Consider the following 16,822-nt stretch of genomic DNA (forward strand, 5'->3'; position numbering starts at 1 on the left):
GTATAGTCTATATTCTATTAAAAAGAATTTAATAGATGTTATAATAATTTAGTCATAATCCTCATATTATAATAGAAAAAAAGAGAGAGGAGAATTTTGGTCTGAGAGCCTTAATAAGAATTTTAATTATCGTTGCCGCTGTTTTACTCTTTGGACTATATTTAACAGAAAGTAAAGAAGAAACAGAAATCCTAGTAGATCAAGACCAAGCAGCTCCTGAAGTAGATGAATCGTTAGAAAGTCAATTGAAAGAAGCAAACAATCCGAATATTTTTCTACCAGATGAAGGTCTTTTAACACTTATGGGAAAGAACGTAAGTGAGCTTGAAACGACTCTAGGGGAACCTGATCGTGTGGATCCTTCATACTACGACTACGAATGGTGGGTTTATCAGCAGGATTTTAACTATTATGTACAATTTGGTGTGAAAGATTCGATTGTTGTGACAGGCTATGCAATCGGGCAGGACGTCAATGTAAGTCCATTTGCTATAGGACAGTCATCAGCCCAGCTATTTTCTGCTTATACATTCAATCCAAATTTTGATCTTGAGTTTAACGGAAATCCTTATCGATTTGAAATGTCAGAAGACGACCTTAATACCCAGCCTATATTGCAAGTAGGAGATATTTTTGTTCAGCTATATATTGATAAGTTTACTGAAACCTTATCAAGTATTCGCTTTCTTGATGCTGAAACGCTCCTTAAGCATCGTCCATATGAATTAGTTTATCGAGGAGAGTTAATTGAACCTGCTTCAGTTGAAGGAGCGAAGGAGTTACTCATAGAAGAGGGGAAAGAGCGACAAATCTTTGATATTACAAATATGATGAGAAAAAGGCATAATCTATCTATTTTAGAGTGGGACGAAGCGACAGCTGTCGTAGCATTGGGACATAGTAAAGATATGTTTGAGAGTGAAGACTTCTCACATACTTCAAAGACATATGGAGACTTAGCTGACCGATTAGATGCTGGTAAAGTAATCTATCAATTAGCAGGTGAAAACATTGCAGCAAACTATATTGATGCTCCAGCTGTTGTAGAAGGATGGCTGAACAGTAAAGGGCACCGTGAAAGCATGCTTAACAATGATTTTACTCATCTAGGTGTAGGAGTATATAAAAAACATTATACACAGAACTTTATTCAAAAATGGAAAGAATAACGGGTTGTAAAAAAGCTAGAGTAGAGCTCTAGCTTTTTTCGTTGTTTAGCGTACATTGTCAATTTATCGATGGTATATAAACGCTTCAATTCCCACCTCTACTACCTAGCCATTCGAGGTCATACCCCTCTTTAAAGTTTGAGTCAAAGAATACCTTTACCTTTAACCCTCTAACTGTCTTACTTGCCATAGTCTTACCAATGCTCCCTGCGCTTTAGTTCGTTCTTTCCACCCGATTAAATTGAAAGAAGTCTTCCTTCCAATTCCCGTATAATCGAACATGTTCCCCAATTGTAAAAGTGTTAGGAGAGAAGTTATGGCGGAGGGGTTCTATTTTTTTTACTTGTAAAACGTTTCTGTCGATTTGAAGTGTAAGCACTGTTACGTAAACGAATCGATGGTAATAATAACGCTGCTTCTCTGTTTTAATATGTTGAATGGTTCCTGAAACGACAGCTTCTTCTAGAATATGGTCTAGCTGTGTCCACTTCTCATAGCTCTCCTTCATTTCTTTTCTTGTTAACCAATAGAAATAAATAAAAATGATAGGGATGAGGATGGCAGTTACCATACGAGTTACCCCCTGTACTTAGGATTTTTTTCAATGATGAAAAAAATCCCTGAAGCTTGTGCAATTTTTCTTCCATCTGACCGAAAAACATCTGCAGAAATCACCATTGTTTTTTTTCCTTGATGGTCTATTTTAGCCTTGCAGGATAAGTAATCTCCCTGTCCAGTCGCTAGGTAATAAATGTTTAATTGAGATGTAACGGCACCATAACCTTCAGGGAGAATGTAATTGGCTAGTGATCCCATTGCCGTATCCAGTAATGTGGCTGTTATTCCACCATGGACTATGCCAAGGGAGTTATCCAATAATTGATTAATAGGAATGGTGATTTCGCAGGATTCCTTTGTCATTGTTCTTTCCATGTGTAAAAGACCTCCAAGGTAAGTGGTAGGAGTAGTTTGCTTTTTTCTCAAACCTTGAAGAGCACTTTTTAATATTTCTAAATCCTCTTTGTTCGCATGTTCTAAATATTCTTCTGTTAATTGCTTAATTTCATCTTTCATGAACTTCACCTTTCAATCATAATTTCCTACATATCTTACCATTCTTTTTTTGATTTTTACACTCAGTATGTATTCAGAACATATCACGAAAAAACCAGCACATTCATATGGTAATATAGGCGACTGTATTCATTAGAGGTGAATAAATATGTCTAAAAAACAATTACACCCATCCGTTAGAGAATTTAAAGTGTTTGTAAAGAATCATCCTCATTTGATTCAAGAGGTGCGCACTGGCAAATCAACCTGGCAGGAGATGTATGAAGAATGGTATTTACTTGGTGAAGAGGATCCGCGTTGGAGCACGAATCGTTCAGAAGAAAAGGCTCAAGAAGAAGGTCTTGAAAATTCAGAAAACAAAAAATCCGATTGGATCTCGCAAGTAATGGGAGCAGTAAAAACCATTGATCCGAATCAAATTCAAGGACATATAAGTAGTATTAGTCAAGCTCTAGCAGCGGTTCAAGGAGTTATTACCCAGTTCCAAGGGAATAATCAAGGGAGCACACCATCATCTAATAAAAATCAAGCACCTAAGCACCCCTTTATGTTTAGAAAAGATTAAGGTAAGGAGAGATATTTATGCGTAAGGAAGTTGCTGAATACTTAAAGCAGCAAAAGGACTTAAGGCAATTTGTTAGGGAGCAGCCACAGTGGTTTAGAAAGCTATCGCGAAATCCAAATGAATTGCAGTCACTCGAAATTGCATCCCTTCACTATTATAAAAAAACAATTCCGCACCAAGTGGAGAAATTCTCTAATGGTGTTCAGATGGCTTCCATGATGATGAGTATGTTTCAAGCTATGAATGAGCAATCTTAAAGGGTTCTAATTGTTTTTATCGTTCTGTTCCAATATGTTGGCTAGCTTTTTCTAAAATGTTCACAAATGATCCATCCATACGACATGCTATAGATTTTTTACCTTGCATAGCTCCAAAGAGTAAAATACTCCTCACTAGTAAACAATACAATCATAAGTAAGAATTATTGCTGAACTAGTGAGGAGTGAGCTACATGAAACACTTGAAAGCACTTAGTGGTATTATCTTGATCATATCGTTAGTCGCTTGTCAAAAGGATATACCAGAGCCTGAAAATAAAATTAAAATTATTCCAATGAGCTATGTAAATACAGAGAACGATGTACCTGTATCATCTATTCAGAATGAGCGTAAACAAGAACGATTAAGCGTGCATCATCATGTCAAAGGAACTAATTTATTTGTGGAATGCATGGTGAAGGATATATCTTTTAGAGAGAACTCTGAAAAATCTAAAGGAAAGATCCTGCTATATGTAGATGGTAAAAAGAAAGATGAAATCCACACGGCAGCATTTATTGTGAAAGGTCTTACACCCGGAACCCACAAGATTAAGCTTGAGATTGTTAAACCAAATAATAAAACATTAGGATTAAAAAAAGAATTTACCGTAATCGTTCCATAAGTAGCGAATAACTTCGTTTATTTTCCGATTCATGTTAAAATATGAAGCGGAGGTGAGCAACCCATGCTTACTACAACAGAAGGTATTGCAATACTGGAGAGAGCCGAACAGCTAGCTGGATTTATTCTCCAATCAGAGGTAGTGGAAAACTATAGGCTTTGCTTAGCAAAGCTTCAAAATAAAGATACACAAGGGAAAATCGCTGAATTTTCAAAGGCGAAGGAATTATACGAAGAGGTACAAAGGTTTGGGAAATATCATCCTGACTATAAAAAAGTCATGATGGATATTCGAGTTCTAAAAAGAGAAGTGGATTTGGATGAGAATGTAGCGAATTTCAAGGTAGCTGAAAATGAATTACAAGCTATGCTTGATGAGGTGAGTATGATAATCGGACATTCTGTTTCTAAAAATGTTAAAGTACCAACAGGCAACCCATTCTTTGATTCAAGCTGTAGTGGAGGATGTGGTTCAGGAGGAAGCTGCGGCTGCTCTGCTTAGAGAGAAAGTACAGGATAAGTGCTTACTATTTATTCTGTACTTTTTTATTACTCTTCCGATTTTAGTCTCACGCAATCAAGACAAAGGTTACCACAACAAAACATTTTTTGTTGTGGTACGAAAAAACGATGACGATAGACAAACAGGTTCTCTTTATTTCTTACCAAAATGGTCTCACTATGCAACCTTTTTCCTTTCATAGCTTTCGCGGCATGAGTACGAATCAAAATTTCAACCTCTTGAACCCTCAAGAAAACATTCGTCTCTATATATAAAAAAGGGATGCCGGTAATTTGTTTATATTCAACGTGCTTAATAGGTGGTTCAACGCTTAATCCATCTACAAACAGCTTCCAAACTGTGCTTAGATCCATTCATATACCAACCTCTCTACTAATAATCCCTTAAAGTGTACATTGGTAAATTCCGCTTTTTTATGCTAGACTATTCTTAATAATTGACGAATTGAAGGGGAAGTATGATGTTGTTAAGTCAACGGCAAGGTATTATTGTCTGGTTACATTCCTTAAAGCAAGCGAAGATGCTTAGAAGGTTTGGGAATGTACATTATGTTTCAAAACGTATGAAATATGTTGTATTATATTGTAATCAAGAAGATGCAAAGGGGTTAATGGAGAAAATCGCTTCATATCCGTTTGTAAAAAAAGTAGAACCCTCTTATAAGCCGTTTCTCAAGCTGGAATTTGAAAATTCTAAACCAGATAAAGCAAAAGAATACGATTATAAAATGGGTATATAATGGTGAGTGGTGAGACGAATCACCATAACATTGGATTGTTGACAAAAGGTATCGAGAGTTTTCTCGATACCTTTTGTCATTGTAGAAGTGAATTTTTATAAATAGATTGTCCTAGACCTCAGTAAAGAGATTGCCCATTGTGGAATCAACTACTCATTTTAATGGTGGAATATAATGGTTTAATCGTAAAATACCAATTAATTGCTGGTAATATAATTCTTTTTCTGCAAAAATATTTGAAGGCTTTACTGAAAATTGAATCATTTCTTTTCCTAATGCTGCTGCCGCTTCGGCGAATAAATCATATCTTTTATTCGGTAAAACGGATGGGTTTGGGATCCCTTCCCGGCAGATGTATAAAGGCTGGAAATCACCAGGTGTTGTTGGGTGTAGCACAACAATTAATGAAGTTACTTCTTTATCATTGATAGTTGTATGTAATGCCATCATATGTGACAATCGGTGAGAGTTAGCCTTCGCAATTTCTATCAGTTCGTATATATCAGAATACCCTTCACCCAATTCAATAAAACGTTGGATCAATCCTTTTCCTCCTCCTCAATACTAAAGGTACATATCAAATTACGCCAAAATCTAGTGATATTCCATCATACTTTAACATTTTCTCTCAAGAATTAGAAGGGTCAATCCAATAAGTGAAAGTAGATCGTATGAAAATGGTGGGTGACGTGCTGAATCGTAGTGATTGACTTTCTTCATATAGACATTGTGTACGGTTTAGAACTTTAAGCCATTAAAGAAATTGAGCTTGATCATACAGCCAAAAGAAATGAGTCGATAGACCTTTTTTATTCTCAACGGAAAAATTACAGTAAATTTATTAAAATTTCATGTGACGTAAGTCCCTCTATTTGATATTGTAAGAGTAGAATATCTTGATAGGAGAGAATGTCAATGTGGAGAGCATCCTTCTTAATTTTACTAATATTAACATCTTTTGCAGGTGGGATGCTATTTTGGCAATGGAATGCCTATTCAGAAGAAAATGATCCGAATGGCGAGTTGCTTGAAAAAGTCCCTCAAATAATTACGGTTGAATCAACAGCTGGAGGCTTGTCAATCACCCAAACCATTAGCAATCTAACTGTAGGTAAGGAATATAGAATTCTATCTTCAGAAGGTGTTGCAACATGGCAGTGTATAAATGAAGAAGGAGTTTCATGTTCGTCTAAAGACGAAAACCCAAACACATTCTTGGCAGAGAATGGGAAAATTACCCTTACCTATTCAATTCCTTTAAAAAACCAGTCAAGAGCGTTTCTTCTAAATGATTGGACACTTTCTCTTCCAGATGTAGTTATATCTCAAACGACTTATGAAATTGTCGATAAATCTAGAAGAGATGGAGGATGGGTAGTTGGAGCTCCATTAAAAGGATATGAAAAATTTAACTTGATTGATTTCTATGTTTTTGAAGGAGATGGGCAAGGAGCCTCTCTCTACTGGCAACCTGTTCCTATAGAGAAACAAAAAGGCCCTAAAGGATTGGAATATTATTCCTTTCCAAATTCTGCTATACAGTGGACTGAACACTTTCATGTTATTAGCCAAATGAATGATCCTCTACGGTTGAATATAGTAATTACTGATCAGTATAAAGCAAGTCATGGGAAGGGGATTATCATCACTGGGCAAAATACAGATGCTAGTGTGATTGAAAGAAAAATCGTATCAGTCTATTTTACAGATAAATTCTCGGAATTACCAATTGAAGAGAAATGGATAATAGATGTTCTAACCTCTATGGCAACGGGACAAAAAAGTAAGTCGGATAAAGGCTCCAAATTAATTGCTGAGCTTAATAGTAAATTAACAAAAGTTGAGGTTGCTACATTCCTTGAACAGATTCATCAAGAACGAGACCTATTAGACATAAAGAAATTGAACGAATTTCTTGAGAACATTAAAGGCAAGAAGACACACTTTTTTACATTAAATAAGAATGAGGCAACCAAATTTATCCCATTATATTTCTTTGAATCCAAATTATTAACCACGAATGATGAAACAGATACACATGGATCAATCGATATCATAATAAAGGATAATAAAAGGATATATCCATTTAATGAAACCCTTACGTCTCTTGGCTTTGAGGTGAAAGTTCTTTCCGATCAAGCTACGTTACTGTTAACCAAGGGAAACAATAGCTACCGTTTTTATCTAAATAAAAATATATTTATCTACAATGAAGAGGATTACGGACTGCTAGAAAATCCATTAGAGATAATCAATGAGAAGATTTATATGGAAGAGCGTTGGTTGGAGTCGCTGTTCAGCATTTCTATATCGGAGACAGAGGACAAAGTTTTGGTAAGTCAGACTTTTAATTCCAACACAACTATTGAATAACAAGTCACTCTATTTTAAAAAAAGAAAACCCTGCAGTAAATACTGCAGGGTCCTTCTATATCCAATTAAGGATAGAAGGCAAAGGGAGAGGAGAAACCGGAGGAAGAACTTATGGGGAAACGTAAGTCTTCTCCGCGGTTGGCAACAACACCTCGATTAGATGTTGTTACCTTCATTATTTCCACAATAGGAAGTGTTATACACATAACCTAGGAAAAATTTTTATTGTCTTTTGTGGAAAGAGTTCTATTCTTTGTCATTTTTTTTGGAAGTAAATATATTCTGTTGATACCATTAAAAAAGATTATGAATTGAGTTAAACTAAACATATCTGTACCGGTTATTAAATGGTAGAAAGGATTTTTCACTTTTCATTGTTGGATAGACGATATAGATATGGTAGGATAATGAAGAAACAAGTCGATAAATAGGTGATCAAATAATGAGAGTAGTTTCAGGGAAATACAAGGGGAAAGCTTTGAAAGCGGTCCCAGGAAATACAACAAGACCGACAACAGATAAAGTCAAAGAAGCCTTATTTAACATTATTGGTCCATATTTTAATGGAGGATATGGTCTGGATTTGTTCGCTGGAAGTGGTGGACTTGGAATTGAAGGAATTAGCCGGGGACTTGAAAAGGTCATATTCGTTGATCGTGATGGGAAGGCTGTTCAGACGGTCCATGAAAACGTTAAAGCTTGTGGAATAGAAGACCAAGTAGAAATTTATCGAAATGATTCTGTTCGAGCATTAAAAGCTATTATCAAGCGGGAGATAGCTTTTGATTATATATTTCTAGATCCCCCATATAAAAAGCAGCAACTTGTAAGTTTGTTGGAAACCATTGATGAGCAGAAGCTATTGAAACATGAGGGGTTAATTGTATGCGAACATAGTCATGATGTGAGCCTTCCGAATAAGGTTGGTGAATTGACTCAGTCAAAGTATGAAAGATACGGAATGATTGCGATATCGATTTATACATATGAATAAAGATTGCTGGGGGTACGATGATGGGGAGTATTGCAGTTTGTCCAGGTAGCTTTGATCCTATTACATATGGGCATTTAGATATTATTACAAGAGGTGCAAAAGTATTTGATGAGGTGTATGTAGTCGTTTTAAATAACTCGTCAAAAAATCCACTTTTCTCAGTAGAAGAACGAATTGAATTAATAAAAGAAGTAACAAAGGGAATCCCTAATGTTAAAGTAGATTCCTTTCAAGGGCTCTTAATGGATTATGCCAAAAGGGTACAAGCTAGTGCGATTATTAGGGGCTTACGAGCCGTTTCTGATTTCGAATATGAAATGCAAATTACCTCAATGAATCGAGTGCTAAATGATGATATTGAAACATTTTTTATTATGACTAATAATCAATATTCTTTTTTAAGCTCAAGTATTGTAAAGGAAGTTGCGAAATACAACGGAGATATATCCGAGTTGGTACCACCTATTGTAGAAACGGGTTTAAGAGCAAAGTTTGCAAAATAGAAGAGGCTGGGACATAACTATTTCAGTCAATGATCTATCCGAACGATCAGGAGTTATCTCTACTAGTTCGGGTATTTTTGTTTGTTTGGAAAACACACTTTAAAAAATAGTGGAATAGAGCGGAAGACACTCGACTACTAAGGAAATAGAGGGAAGGCTGAGACACCAACGCGCAGCGAGGAGGCTCAGCTTCCTCCCCGCGGAATTCGGGTGTCTGCAGCGCAGGTGGAACGAACTTGTTTTTACAATCTAACTATTTTAAAAAGTCATTGTTCCTCTTTGAGAAAGAGTCATTTAGTTATGTTTTTCCGTCATGATTCTTTTTGTATAAATAATTATATAAAGCATCAATGCAGCAATAGTAATTAAAGGACCTGTTTGGATTAGGATATTTAATTGACTTTGAATCCAGGAAGGATCGGTAAACATACTCACAGGGATTGCATTAGATGGCTGTTCATTCCCATAGAATTGCTCATAGATTGGTTGCCAGAGGAGATAAGTATAAATACTAGCAAAAAATCCATGCATAATCCGCGCTATAAAGAAAGGTTTAAAGCGTATATCTGTTTGAGCTAGAATGCTGGCTACTTGGGCTTGAACGCTAAAACCGCTAAAGGCTAAGACAAAGCTTGTAATCACTGCTTGTTGCATGAGTGTGGCTTCTTGAATTTGGCTTGTCATTTGACTGCCTAAAGTGATTTCAAAAAGGCCTGAAAAGAATGGGATACTTAGAATCTCTGGAAATTGAATAAGGGATAGAGCATATTCAATGAAATTAGCAAAAAATGCTGTCACCTGCAAATGAAAAAGCAGCTTATTAATAACTGAAAAAAGAATGATGAATCCACCTATCATTAATAACGTCTGGATAGAAGACATAACTGCATCCCCAAGTAGCTTTCCGATTGGGCGATTATCATTAATTCGAGTGCGGTGCAATTCACGAAACGCTGCCTTTAATGAAAAAGGTCTTTTTGAACTGTTTGTGCTCTTTTCTTCTTCTCTTCCATAAAACCTCATAATTAAACCAACCGTAATATTCCCGAGGTAGTGTGAAAGGGCAAGGATTACCCCAAGCTTTGCATTATAAAAAAAGCCTACGGAAACTGCACCGAAAATAAATAATGGATTTGAGCAATTGGTAAAGGAGACAAGCCTTTCAGCTTCAATTTGGGTTAATTGTTTTTCTTGTCTCAACCGAGCTGTTAGCTTGGCCCCTGCAGGAAATCCAGATGCCATTCCCATTGCCCAGACAAATCCACCTACTCCTGGAACTTTGAATAGTGGTCTCATAAATGGTTCGAATAGGACTCCGATAAACTTAACAACTCCAAAACCAATTAACATCTCAGATACGATAAAGAATGGGAGGAGCGATGGAAAGACAATTTCCCACCACATATTTAGACCTCTAATGGATGCATCTACTGATTCTTGTGGGAATGAAATTAACGACGCTGCCATGATCGTAACAGATAAAGCTAGAAATATTGTTTTTACCTTAGAACGAAACAAACTGAATATCCTCCCTCCGAGGTGTACTGCCAATGACAACCCGTATAATCAGTGGTAAAATAGGATGAAACTTTACTTATTACTTCATATAATTATAAAAAACATTCATTGTAGAAAAGCGCTTTGACATCCAGTTCCTGCGCTTTGCCCCTCGAGGTCATAAACCAATTTAAAATGGATACTATATCACTAGAGTTTTTTTGCTGTCATAATAAACACAAAAAGAAGGACAAAAATAACTTGCGTTAAGCTTATCCTAATACATAAACTTATTCATTTTATTCGGTAAGCCTTGTCCTCATATAACTCAATATACTCATAGAACAAAAAATTAGACCATAAGATTGAAGTACATACCGTTAACTTTGTTTGTTGCTTAGGGAATATACAATTGATCGATTGTAAGTAAGCGCTTCGACATCCTGCACGAGTGCCCAACTTCTCAAGGTCATAAGCCAATTTAGAATGGAAGGCACAGAACGCCTTCTTTTCTAAACTGTCTTACTTGCTTTAGCCTGACTAAGGAGTCATCAGCTTTTGCTCTTTAACAGGCTAATGATCGATTGGTCTGTAGTATACCTATTTGATTGCTAGATGCAGGAAAAGCTTTGTCTAGGGTGTAGCATTGCAAAAATATTGCCTCCTTAACTGAGGTGATAGCACAAAGAGGGGGATTTCGTTGTCTCGTCCCAAAATTGGTTTGGCGTTAGGTTCTGGTGGAGCAAGAGGTTTTGCTCATTTAGGTGTTATTAAAGTGCTTCAAGATGAGGGAGTTCCAATTGATTTTATTGCTGGAAGCAGTATGGGGGCTATGGTTGGTTGCTTTTATGGTGCAGGATTAGAAGTTGACCGACTTTATAAGCTTGCGACCGCATTTAAACGGAAATACTATTTGGATTTTACCGTACCTAAAATGGGTTTTGTTGCTGGGAAACGTGTAAAGGAATTAATCAAAGTATTTACTCATGGTAAAACACTTGAGGAGCTGGATATTCCTGTACATGTTGTAGCGACTGACTTAATGGCAGGAGAAAAGGTTGTCTTTAAAAATGGGCCAATTGCTGACGCAGTTAGAGCAAGCATATCTATTCCTGGCATTTTCGTTCCAGAAAAACATGAGGGGAGAATTCTTGTTGACGGTGGTGTAATTGATCGTATTCCCGTATCTGTTGTAGAAGACATGGGGGCCGAATTGATTATAGCTGTAGATGTGTCACATGTAAAAACGAATACAGAGATCACCTCCATATATGACGTTATCATGCAAAGTATTGATATTATGCAGATGGAGCTTGTATCCCATCGAGCGATTGCATCGGATATTATGATTAGACCTCGAGTAGAAATGTATAGCTCAAGGGCATTTACTAATATTGAAGAAATAATAGCGATTGGTGAGGAAGAAACGAAAAAGCACCTAAATCAAATCAAGCTATTAATGAAGAAGTGGGAGGAGCAGCAGTAACATGCGCAATAAATTTGTAGTTCGTTCTTTCTTAATCATTGTAATCCTTTTAGTTGGAGGTTCATTATATAGTTTACCTTATTATGTATCGAAACCTGGAAAAGCAATGGAGTTAAGTCCAATAATCGAAGTAGAAAATGGTTATGAAGAAAAAGGAAGCTTTATGCTAACGACTGTAAGGATGGGTAAAGCGAATATATATTCTTATTTACTTGCAAAGCTGAATAAGTACGAAGAGATTTACCCTGTTGAAGTGATCCGAAGTGAAGACGAAACAGATGAAGAATATAATGTTCGTCAACTGCACTTAATGGCATCCTCCAAGCTAGCTGCTATTGAAGTAGCTTATGAAGCAGCAGGAATTCCAGTAAATTATCAGTATCGAGGGGTTTATGTACTAAATGTGATTCCAGGGATGCCTGCGGAAGACAAATTACAGGCTGGCGACAGAGTGTTTAAAGTGGATGGGAAAGAATTTAAGTCATCAACTGAATTTGTTTCATATGTGGAAAATCTGGGAGATGGTCAAGAGATTGCATTGACATTTGAACGTAATCAGGTCGTAAAAGAAGTGACAATTCCGTTAAAGGAATTTGAGGATAGACCAGGTAAGGTTGGCGTAGGTATTGGCCTAGTAGATGATAAAGAAATAATTGTAGATCCAGTAGTAGAGGTGGAAACTGAAAAAATTGGTGGACCGTCTGCTGGAACAATGTTTGCATTAGAGATTTATAATCAGTTAACGGTGGACGATTATACGAAGGGATATGAAATAGCGGGAACTGGAACTATAGATCCTGAAGGGAATGTGGGTCCAATCGGAGGGATTGAACAAAAAATAATTGCAGCAGACAAAGCAGGAGCTGAAATCTTTTTTGCTCCAAATGAAGGCGGTGCAGCGGATTCGAATTATCGTGCTGCGAGCGCAACTGCAAAGGATATTGGTACTAATATGAAAATTGTACCTATTGATACATTTTCAGAGGCTATTGCCTATTTACAATCACTTCGAGCAAAATAAAACGGCACTATTGAGTGCCGTTTTTATTTTGCTTGCGAATGATAATAGGTGGCTGTTTATAGTCAAGATCCAGCAGCAGTTGTCGTTTGCTCTCAATAGCTCCTAGGGCAAACAATCTACTTGCACGGATGTCAAGCTTGATTGCTGGCTCATGCTGATGTGCAGATAGTTTTGAGACAATCGGTACAGATGTTTGTCCCTTCATCTTATTTAAGTACATTTTACCCTTTTCCGTCATTCCTAATAGGCGTAGGAATTTAACTTGCTCGTCGTGATTAGACATTTCCGATTTCAAGGAATTTGTCAAAACATGTAGACAAATACGTTGAAGTCTTGTCCAAGTATATCGTTTGGTTTTTAATTTTTTCATAAAATCATAAAAACTATTGGATGTTAATGCGATCGAGATTAATCGATGTTCAATGCCTTCTTCTACTTCGTAAACACGTCGCAATTCTTCAGGATTCGTTTGGAGTAGACGGAATCTAAGTAATGGCCAATAATTCTCCCATGAATGAAATGACCCGTAAGCATGGTAATAATCGACAAGTTGACGATATGTACTTTCCGGTACATATTGTTTAACACCTTGAATAGAGCCATCATCCGAAAATAATGTTTTCCGTATACTTGTCGCACTTGCTATCGTACTTGAGGCAAAATGCTCATCATGGTAATTTGCACTCTTTCTTGATACAGTAAATATGTTTATAGACGGCGCTAGCTTTTGTACCGCTTGTAAATAATGAAACCCAAGTATATTGTTTGGTTTGGATAGATCAATTACCTCTTCATCAGGTGAAAGATCTTTAAATGCTTGTGAAATGGCTGATGGATAACTGATTCCTTTTTCAATATGATATTTGATTTTCATCTGAAATTCATCATGATGGTTATTTATAAAGGAGGCGGTTTGATAAAAACGATTAACGTCTCCATCTTCACTGCCAAAACAGATAGATTGGCAACCAACACTTGATAGAAGAGATACTGCCCCGTTTGCAAACGTTTCTGCTTTCTGTGTAGCAAATTGATAGGGAAGCTCAAAAACAAGGTCTGCGCCCCCTAGTAACGCCATCTTAGCCCTTGCCCATTTTGACAAAAGTGCGGGCTCGCCCCTTTGCAGAAAATTGCCGCTCATGGCTGCGATAACAACCTCCGCATTTGCTGTCTTCTTAGCCATTTCCAGATGGTAAGCGTGTCCATTGTGGAAAGGATTGTATTCTACAACAACTCCAACTGCATTCATCTAATATCTCCTTATGGTATGTATTGAAAATGATTAATGAAGTAAGTTTGTAGAAATGTTTGAAGCTATATCTAGATGAAAAGTCAAATTTTACTTCATGTTTGAAAGAAAGAACAAAATAGTAGTTCATTTGCAACAAAATATTTGTTACAATGAGGAAACGTGATTAATTCATGTACATATTGACTACATTATAGTGTAAAGAAAAAATATTGACAAATAATTATATGAAAGCTATAATTACCTTTGTTGCCTTGGGGTGATTCGTATGAAATGGACAATTAGTCAATTACAAAAACAACGAAGCAAGGACTTTCTGATTGATGAAACGGTCAGGCTAGATGAAATTAAACAAGTTGATTCTACAATTCGTGAAGTTTCACCTATGCGGATAACTGGTCGTGCAGATATAGATTCGAGTAAAGTGACTTTTCATGTAAAAATAAAAGGTCATTTAGTTCTACCTTGTTCTCGTACGTTAGTTGATGTGAATTATCCAATTAATGTTGAAACAACAGAGACTTTCCTTTTGAAGCCTTCAGATTATGAAGTAGATGGGGAAATTCATCAAGTAATAGGAGATGTTGTAGATCTGACATCAGTGCTGCAAGAAATCCTTCTACTTGAAGTGCCAATGCAAGTCTTTTGTGAGGACTTTCCTCATAGTGATCAGGAAGCTGCTCCTCAATCTGGAAAAGATTGGGAAGTGATTCATGAGCAAGAAAAAGCGGATAAAGTAGATCCTCGTCTTGCAGGACTTGCTAAGTTTTTCGATCAAAATGATAACTCCTCTGATTCATAATAATTAGAGGAACAAAAAGAAACCATTGAAGTAACCAGTTTGATCTGGCCTTCATAACTTTCTTAATTATCTTTAAGGAGGTGGGAAGAATGGCTGTACCTTTTAGAAGAACATCTAAAACTGCGAAGAGAAAGCGTCGCACACATTTCAAACTACAAGTTCCTGGTATGGTGGAATGCCCAAACTGTGGAGAAATGAAACTTGCTCACCGCGTATGTAAAGCTTGCGGAACATACAAAGGAAAAGAAGTTGTAAACGACTAATTTTCTCTGAGATATAAGCACAAGAACAATATTGTTCTTGTGCTTTTGTCGTTTTTATACATAAAAAGTGTTTAGAATATATTGAAATCTTGAACTGAAGGAACTTACAATATGGGGAGAGAAAGGGGAGAGTAATTGTTGAAGCCATATTTATTAGAGAGACATGAAAGTGGTTATTTGCTTTTTACAATTAATAGAGAAGAGAGACGAAATGCAATCAATTATGAAGTGATGGAAGGATTAGAATCGGCTATTTCTGCTGCGCTAGATAAGCATGTTAAAGCACTTGTCATAACAGGTGCAGGGGACAAGGCCTTTTGTTCAGGTGGAGATCTCTCTGTCTTTCATGAGCTTAGAACTGAATCTGAAGCATACCAAATGCTGTCAAAAATGGCAAATATATTATATAAACTAGCTATTCTTCCGAAACCTACTGTTGCATTATTAAACGGAACAGCGGTAGGAGGAGGCTGTGAAATCGCAACAGCATGTGACTATAGGGTTGCTCGAACTGGAGTGAAAGCAGGGTTTATACAAGGAAAACTAGCAATCACTACTGGCTGGGGTGGGGGAACACTCCTTGCAGAAAAACTATTACCACATAACGTGATGAAGCTATTGATGGAAGCGGACAAATACAGCGTAGATCAATTACAAGATATGGGATTTATCCATGCGGTATATGAAGAACAGCCTACTGTTGCTATTCGGGATTTTTTAACAAAAACCCTTGAATTAGATGGGGAAGTTTTACAAGCTTATAAATCTATACTGATCAGTAAATGGAAGAATTCACACTTAAAAGAAAGAATGAATGAGGAAGTAAGGAAATGTGCCATCCTTTGGGAAAGAGAAGAGCACCATAGACAAGTTGAAATATTTGTTAACAAAAAATAAAAAGATTGTGTAAATATGAATAATCTTACTGGATATCAGTCTATCTTTTCTAGCAAGTGCATATGTATGAATAAAAAACACTAGGAGGGATAGACCAATGCCAACAACAAGACAAGATGCCTGGTCTCAAGATGAAGACTTATTTTTAGCAGAAGTGGTATTAAGACATATTCGCGAGGGTGGAACACAGCTACAAGCATTTGAGGAGGTTGGTAAACAATTAAATAGAACCTCTGCAGCATGTGGCTTTCGCTGGAATTCTTATGTAAGAAAACAGTACAAATCAGGAATAGAGCTAGCTAAGAAACAGCGTAAGGAAGCAAAGAAACCGGTAGAGATCGAAGTTCAACAAACTGAGAAACAAGATGCTGAAACACCTATACATGCTGAAAATACTCCTAATGTAGAGTCAGATATACAAGAATTTGGATTTGAACAAGCAATTAATTATCTAAAAGGTATATATGAAAAAGCCGAAGCAAAAAGTCAATCAGAAGATAAAATAAAGGAATATCAAGACCAGGTTCAAAGCCTTGAGAAGAAGTTATATTACTTATCTGCAGAAAATGAAAAATTAACAAAAGACCTGAAAATGGTGGAAGAAGATTACAAAGCTTTAATTGAAATTATGGAACGTGCAAGGAAAATGGTTGTTCTACAAGATGAAGACCGTCAACAGAAGGTTCGATTTCAAATGGATAAAAACGGAAATCTTGAAAAGGTGGAGAAATAAGAATGAGCGGACAAATGTCCGCTCTTTTATATATGTGTAGGAAGCTTTGTTA

At 36.6% G+C, this 16,822-nt stretch carries 21 protein-coding genes; 15 read left to right on the forward strand and 6 right to left on the reverse strand.

The window, feature by feature from the left end:
- Positions 1-245 precede the first annotated feature (245 nt).
- Complete coding sequence (locus LS684_RS07550) at positions 246-1,169, forward strand: CAP domain-containing protein (protein ID WP_233811003.1); 924 nt, start codon at positions 246-248, stop codon at positions 1,167-1,169.
- A gap of 214 nt (positions 1,170-1,383) precedes the next feature.
- On the opposite strand, the gene LS684_RS07555 is transcribed toward LS684_RS07550, so the two are convergent.
- Positions 1,384-1,740, reverse strand: a complete 357-nt coding sequence (locus LS684_RS07555; RefSeq protein WP_233811004.1) for a hypothetical protein — start codon at positions 1,738-1,740, stop codon at positions 1,384-1,386.
- A 5-nt stretch (positions 1,741-1,745) separates the two neighbouring features.
- Positions 1,746-2,243 carry a PaaI family thioesterase gene (locus LS684_RS07560; protein WP_233811005.1) on the reverse strand — a complete coding sequence of 166 codons (498 nt, stop codon included), beginning with the start codon at positions 2,241-2,243 and terminating at the stop codon, positions 1,746-1,748.
- A 148-nt stretch (positions 2,244-2,391) separates the two neighbouring features.
- On the opposite strand from LS684_RS07560, the gene LS684_RS07565 reads away from it, so the two are divergent.
- From LS684_RS07565 to LS684_RS07580, 4 genes are all read left to right on the forward strand, one after another.
- Entirely contained in the window at positions 2,392-2,808 is a 417-nt protein-coding gene (locus LS684_RS07565; protein WP_233811006.1) for a YlbD family protein, read from the forward strand.
- 17 nt (positions 2,809-2,825) lie between these two features.
- A complete protein-coding gene (locus LS684_RS07570) occupies positions 2,826-3,065 on the forward strand; it encodes a YlbE-like family protein (RefSeq protein ID WP_233811007.1) in 240 nt (79 codons plus the stop codon).
- A gap of 194 nt (positions 3,066-3,259) precedes the next feature.
- A complete protein-coding gene (locus LS684_RS07575) occupies positions 3,260-3,691 on the forward strand; it encodes a DUF6130 family protein (RefSeq protein ID WP_233811008.1) in 432 nt (143 codons plus the stop codon).
- A gap of 63 nt (positions 3,692-3,754) precedes the next feature.
- Entirely contained in the window at positions 3,755-4,192 is a 438-nt protein-coding gene (locus LS684_RS07580; protein WP_233811009.1) for a YlbF/YmcA family competence regulator, read from the forward strand.
- A 47-nt stretch (positions 4,193-4,239) separates the two neighbouring features.
- Here the strand turns inward: LS684_RS07580 and LS684_RS07585 are convergent, their stop codons facing one another.
- A complete protein-coding gene (locus LS684_RS07585) occupies positions 4,240-4,566 on the reverse strand; it encodes a hypothetical protein (protein ID WP_233811010.1) in 327 nt (108 codons plus the stop codon).
- 110 nt (positions 4,567-4,676) lie between these two features.
- Here LS684_RS07585 and LS684_RS07590 point away from each other — a divergent pair, with 110 nt between their 5' ends.
- On the forward strand, positions 4,677-4,952 hold the full coding sequence (locus tag LS684_RS07590; protein WP_233811567.1) for a YlbG family protein: 276 nt from the start codon (positions 4,677-4,679) through the stop codon (positions 4,950-4,952).
- Positions 4,953-5,105: 153 nt separating this feature from the next.
- Here LS684_RS07590 and LS684_RS07595 read toward each other — a convergent pair whose 3' ends face one another.
- The gene (locus LS684_RS07595; RefSeq protein WP_233811011.1) at positions 5,106-5,495 is read right to left on the reverse strand and encodes a DUF7147 family protein; all 390 of its coding nucleotides are present in this window, start codon (positions 5,493-5,495) and stop codon (positions 5,106-5,108) included.
- Positions 5,496-5,867: 372 nt separating this feature from the next.
- Here LS684_RS07595 and LS684_RS07600 point away from each other — a divergent pair, with 372 nt between their 5' ends.
- The 3 genes from LS684_RS07600 (at position 5,868) to coaD (ending at position 8,822) form a co-directional block, all read left to right on the forward strand.
- Positions 5,868-7,325, forward strand: coding sequence for a stalk domain-containing protein (locus LS684_RS07600; RefSeq protein ID WP_233811012.1), 1,458 nt, complete (start codon positions 5,868-5,870; stop codon positions 7,323-7,325).
- 442 nt (positions 7,326-7,767) lie between these two features.
- Positions 7,768-8,319, forward strand: coding sequence for a 16S rRNA (guanine(966)-N(2))-methyltransferase RsmD (gene rsmD, locus LS684_RS07605; protein ID WP_233811013.1), 552 nt, complete (start codon positions 7,768-7,770; stop codon positions 8,317-8,319).
- 20 nt (positions 8,320-8,339) lie between these two features.
- Entirely contained in the window at positions 8,340-8,822 is a 483-nt protein-coding gene (coaD, locus tag LS684_RS07610) for a pantetheine-phosphate adenylyltransferase (RefSeq protein WP_233811568.1), read from the forward strand.
- Positions 8,823-9,116: 294 nt separating this feature from the next.
- Here coaD and ylbJ read toward each other — a convergent pair whose 3' ends face one another.
- Positions 9,117-10,340: a sporulation integral membrane protein YlbJ gene (gene ylbJ / locus LS684_RS07615; protein WP_284701585.1), complete on the reverse strand. Its 1,224-nt coding sequence runs from the start codon at positions 10,338-10,340 to the stop codon at positions 9,117-9,119.
- 679 nt (positions 10,341-11,019) lie between these two features.
- Between ylbJ and LS684_RS07620 the strand changes: the two genes are divergently transcribed.
- Positions 11,020-11,805: a patatin-like phospholipase family protein gene (locus tag LS684_RS07620; protein WP_233811014.1), complete on the forward strand. Its 786-nt coding sequence runs from the start codon at positions 11,020-11,022 to the stop codon at positions 11,803-11,805.
- Position 11,806: 1 nt separating this feature from the next.
- Positions 11,807-12,826 (forward strand): SepM family pheromone-processing serine protease, encoded by a 1,020-nt coding sequence (locus LS684_RS07625; RefSeq protein ID WP_233811015.1) that lies wholly within the window; start codon positions 11,807-11,809, stop codon positions 12,824-12,826.
- 7 nt (positions 12,827-12,833) lie between these two features.
- Here the strand turns inward: LS684_RS07625 and LS684_RS07630 are convergent, their stop codons facing one another.
- Positions 12,834-14,075, reverse strand: a complete 1,242-nt coding sequence (locus tag LS684_RS07630) for a nucleotidyltransferase (RefSeq protein WP_233811016.1) — start codon at positions 14,073-14,075, stop codon at positions 12,834-12,836.
- 268 nt (positions 14,076-14,343) lie between these two features.
- On the opposite strand from LS684_RS07630, the gene LS684_RS07635 reads away from it, so the two are divergent.
- The 4 genes from LS684_RS07635 to LS684_RS07650 all read left to right on the forward strand — a co-directional run bounded on the left by LS684_RS07635 (position 14,344) and on the right by LS684_RS07650 (position 16,770).
- Entirely contained in the window at positions 14,344-14,877 is a 534-nt protein-coding gene (locus tag LS684_RS07635; protein ID WP_233811017.1) for a YceD family protein, read from the forward strand.
- Positions 14,878-14,966: 89 nt separating this feature from the next.
- Positions 14,967-15,140: a 50S ribosomal protein L32 gene (gene rpmF / locus LS684_RS07640; protein ID WP_009791160.1), complete on the forward strand. Its 174-nt coding sequence runs from the start codon at positions 14,967-14,969 to the stop codon at positions 15,138-15,140.
- Positions 15,141-15,278: 138 nt separating this feature from the next.
- Positions 15,279-16,037, forward strand: a complete 759-nt coding sequence (locus LS684_RS07645) for an enoyl-CoA hydratase/isomerase family protein (protein WP_233811018.1) — start codon at positions 15,279-15,281, stop codon at positions 16,035-16,037.
- Between the two features lie 97 nt (positions 16,038-16,134).
- Positions 16,135-16,770 carry an RsfA family transcriptional regulator gene (locus LS684_RS07650; RefSeq protein ID WP_233811019.1) on the forward strand — a complete coding sequence of 212 codons (636 nt, stop codon included), beginning with the start codon at positions 16,135-16,137 and terminating at the stop codon, positions 16,768-16,770.
- Positions 16,771-16,822: the final 52 nt, after the last annotated feature.

Source organism: Cytobacillus spongiae (assembly GCF_021390075.1).

Excerpts from the sequence above, each read along its gene's own strand:
- LS684_RS07555 (WP_233811004.1), bottom strand. The coding sequence starts at position 1,740 with ATGGTAACTGCCATCCTCATCCCTATCATTTTTATTTATTTCTATTGG.
- LS684_RS07560 (WP_233811005.1), bottom strand. The coding sequence starts at position 2,243 with ATGAAAGATGAAATTAAGCAATTAACAGAAGAATATTTAGAACATGCG.
- LS684_RS07565 (WP_233811006.1), top strand. The coding sequence starts at position 2,392 with ATGTCTAAAAAACAATTACACCCATCCGTTAGAGAATTTAAAGTGTTT.
- LS684_RS07570 (WP_233811007.1), top strand. The coding sequence starts at position 2,826 with ATGCGTAAGGAAGTTGCTGAATACTTAAAGCAGCAAAAGGACTTAAGG.
- LS684_RS07575 (WP_233811008.1), top strand. The coding sequence starts at position 3,260 with ATGAAACACTTGAAAGCACTTAGTGGTATTATCTTGATCATATCGTTA.
- LS684_RS07580 (WP_233811009.1), top strand. The coding sequence starts at position 3,755 with ATGCTTACTACAACAGAAGGTATTGCAATACTGGAGAGAGCCGAACAG.
- LS684_RS07585 (WP_233811010.1), bottom strand. The coding sequence starts at position 4,566 with ATGGATCTAAGCACAGTTTGGAAGCTGTTTGTAGATGGATTAAGCGTT.
- LS684_RS07600 (WP_233811012.1), top strand. The coding sequence starts at position 5,868 with ATGTGGAGAGCATCCTTCTTAATTTTACTAATATTAACATCTTTTGCA.
- rsmD (WP_233811013.1), top strand. The coding sequence starts at position 7,768 with ATGAGAGTAGTTTCAGGGAAATACAAGGGGAAAGCTTTGAAAGCGGTC.
- coaD (WP_233811568.1), top strand. The coding sequence starts at position 8,340 with ATGGGGAGTATTGCAGTTTGTCCAGGTAGCTTTGATCCTATTACATAT.
- LS684_RS07625 (WP_233811015.1), top strand. The coding sequence starts at position 11,807 with ATGCGCAATAAATTTGTAGTTCGTTCTTTCTTAATCATTGTAATCCTT.
- LS684_RS07630 (WP_233811016.1), bottom strand. The coding sequence starts at position 14,075 with ATGAATGCAGTTGGAGTTGTTGTAGAATACAATCCTTTCCACAATGGA.
- LS684_RS07635 (WP_233811017.1), top strand. The coding sequence starts at position 14,344 with ATGAAATGGACAATTAGTCAATTACAAAAACAACGAAGCAAGGACTTT.
- rpmF (WP_009791160.1), top strand. The coding sequence starts at position 14,967 with ATGGCTGTACCTTTTAGAAGAACATCTAAAACTGCGAAGAGAAAGCGT.
- LS684_RS07650 (WP_233811019.1), top strand. The coding sequence starts at position 16,135 with ATGCCAACAACAAGACAAGATGCCTGGTCTCAAGATGAAGACTTATTT.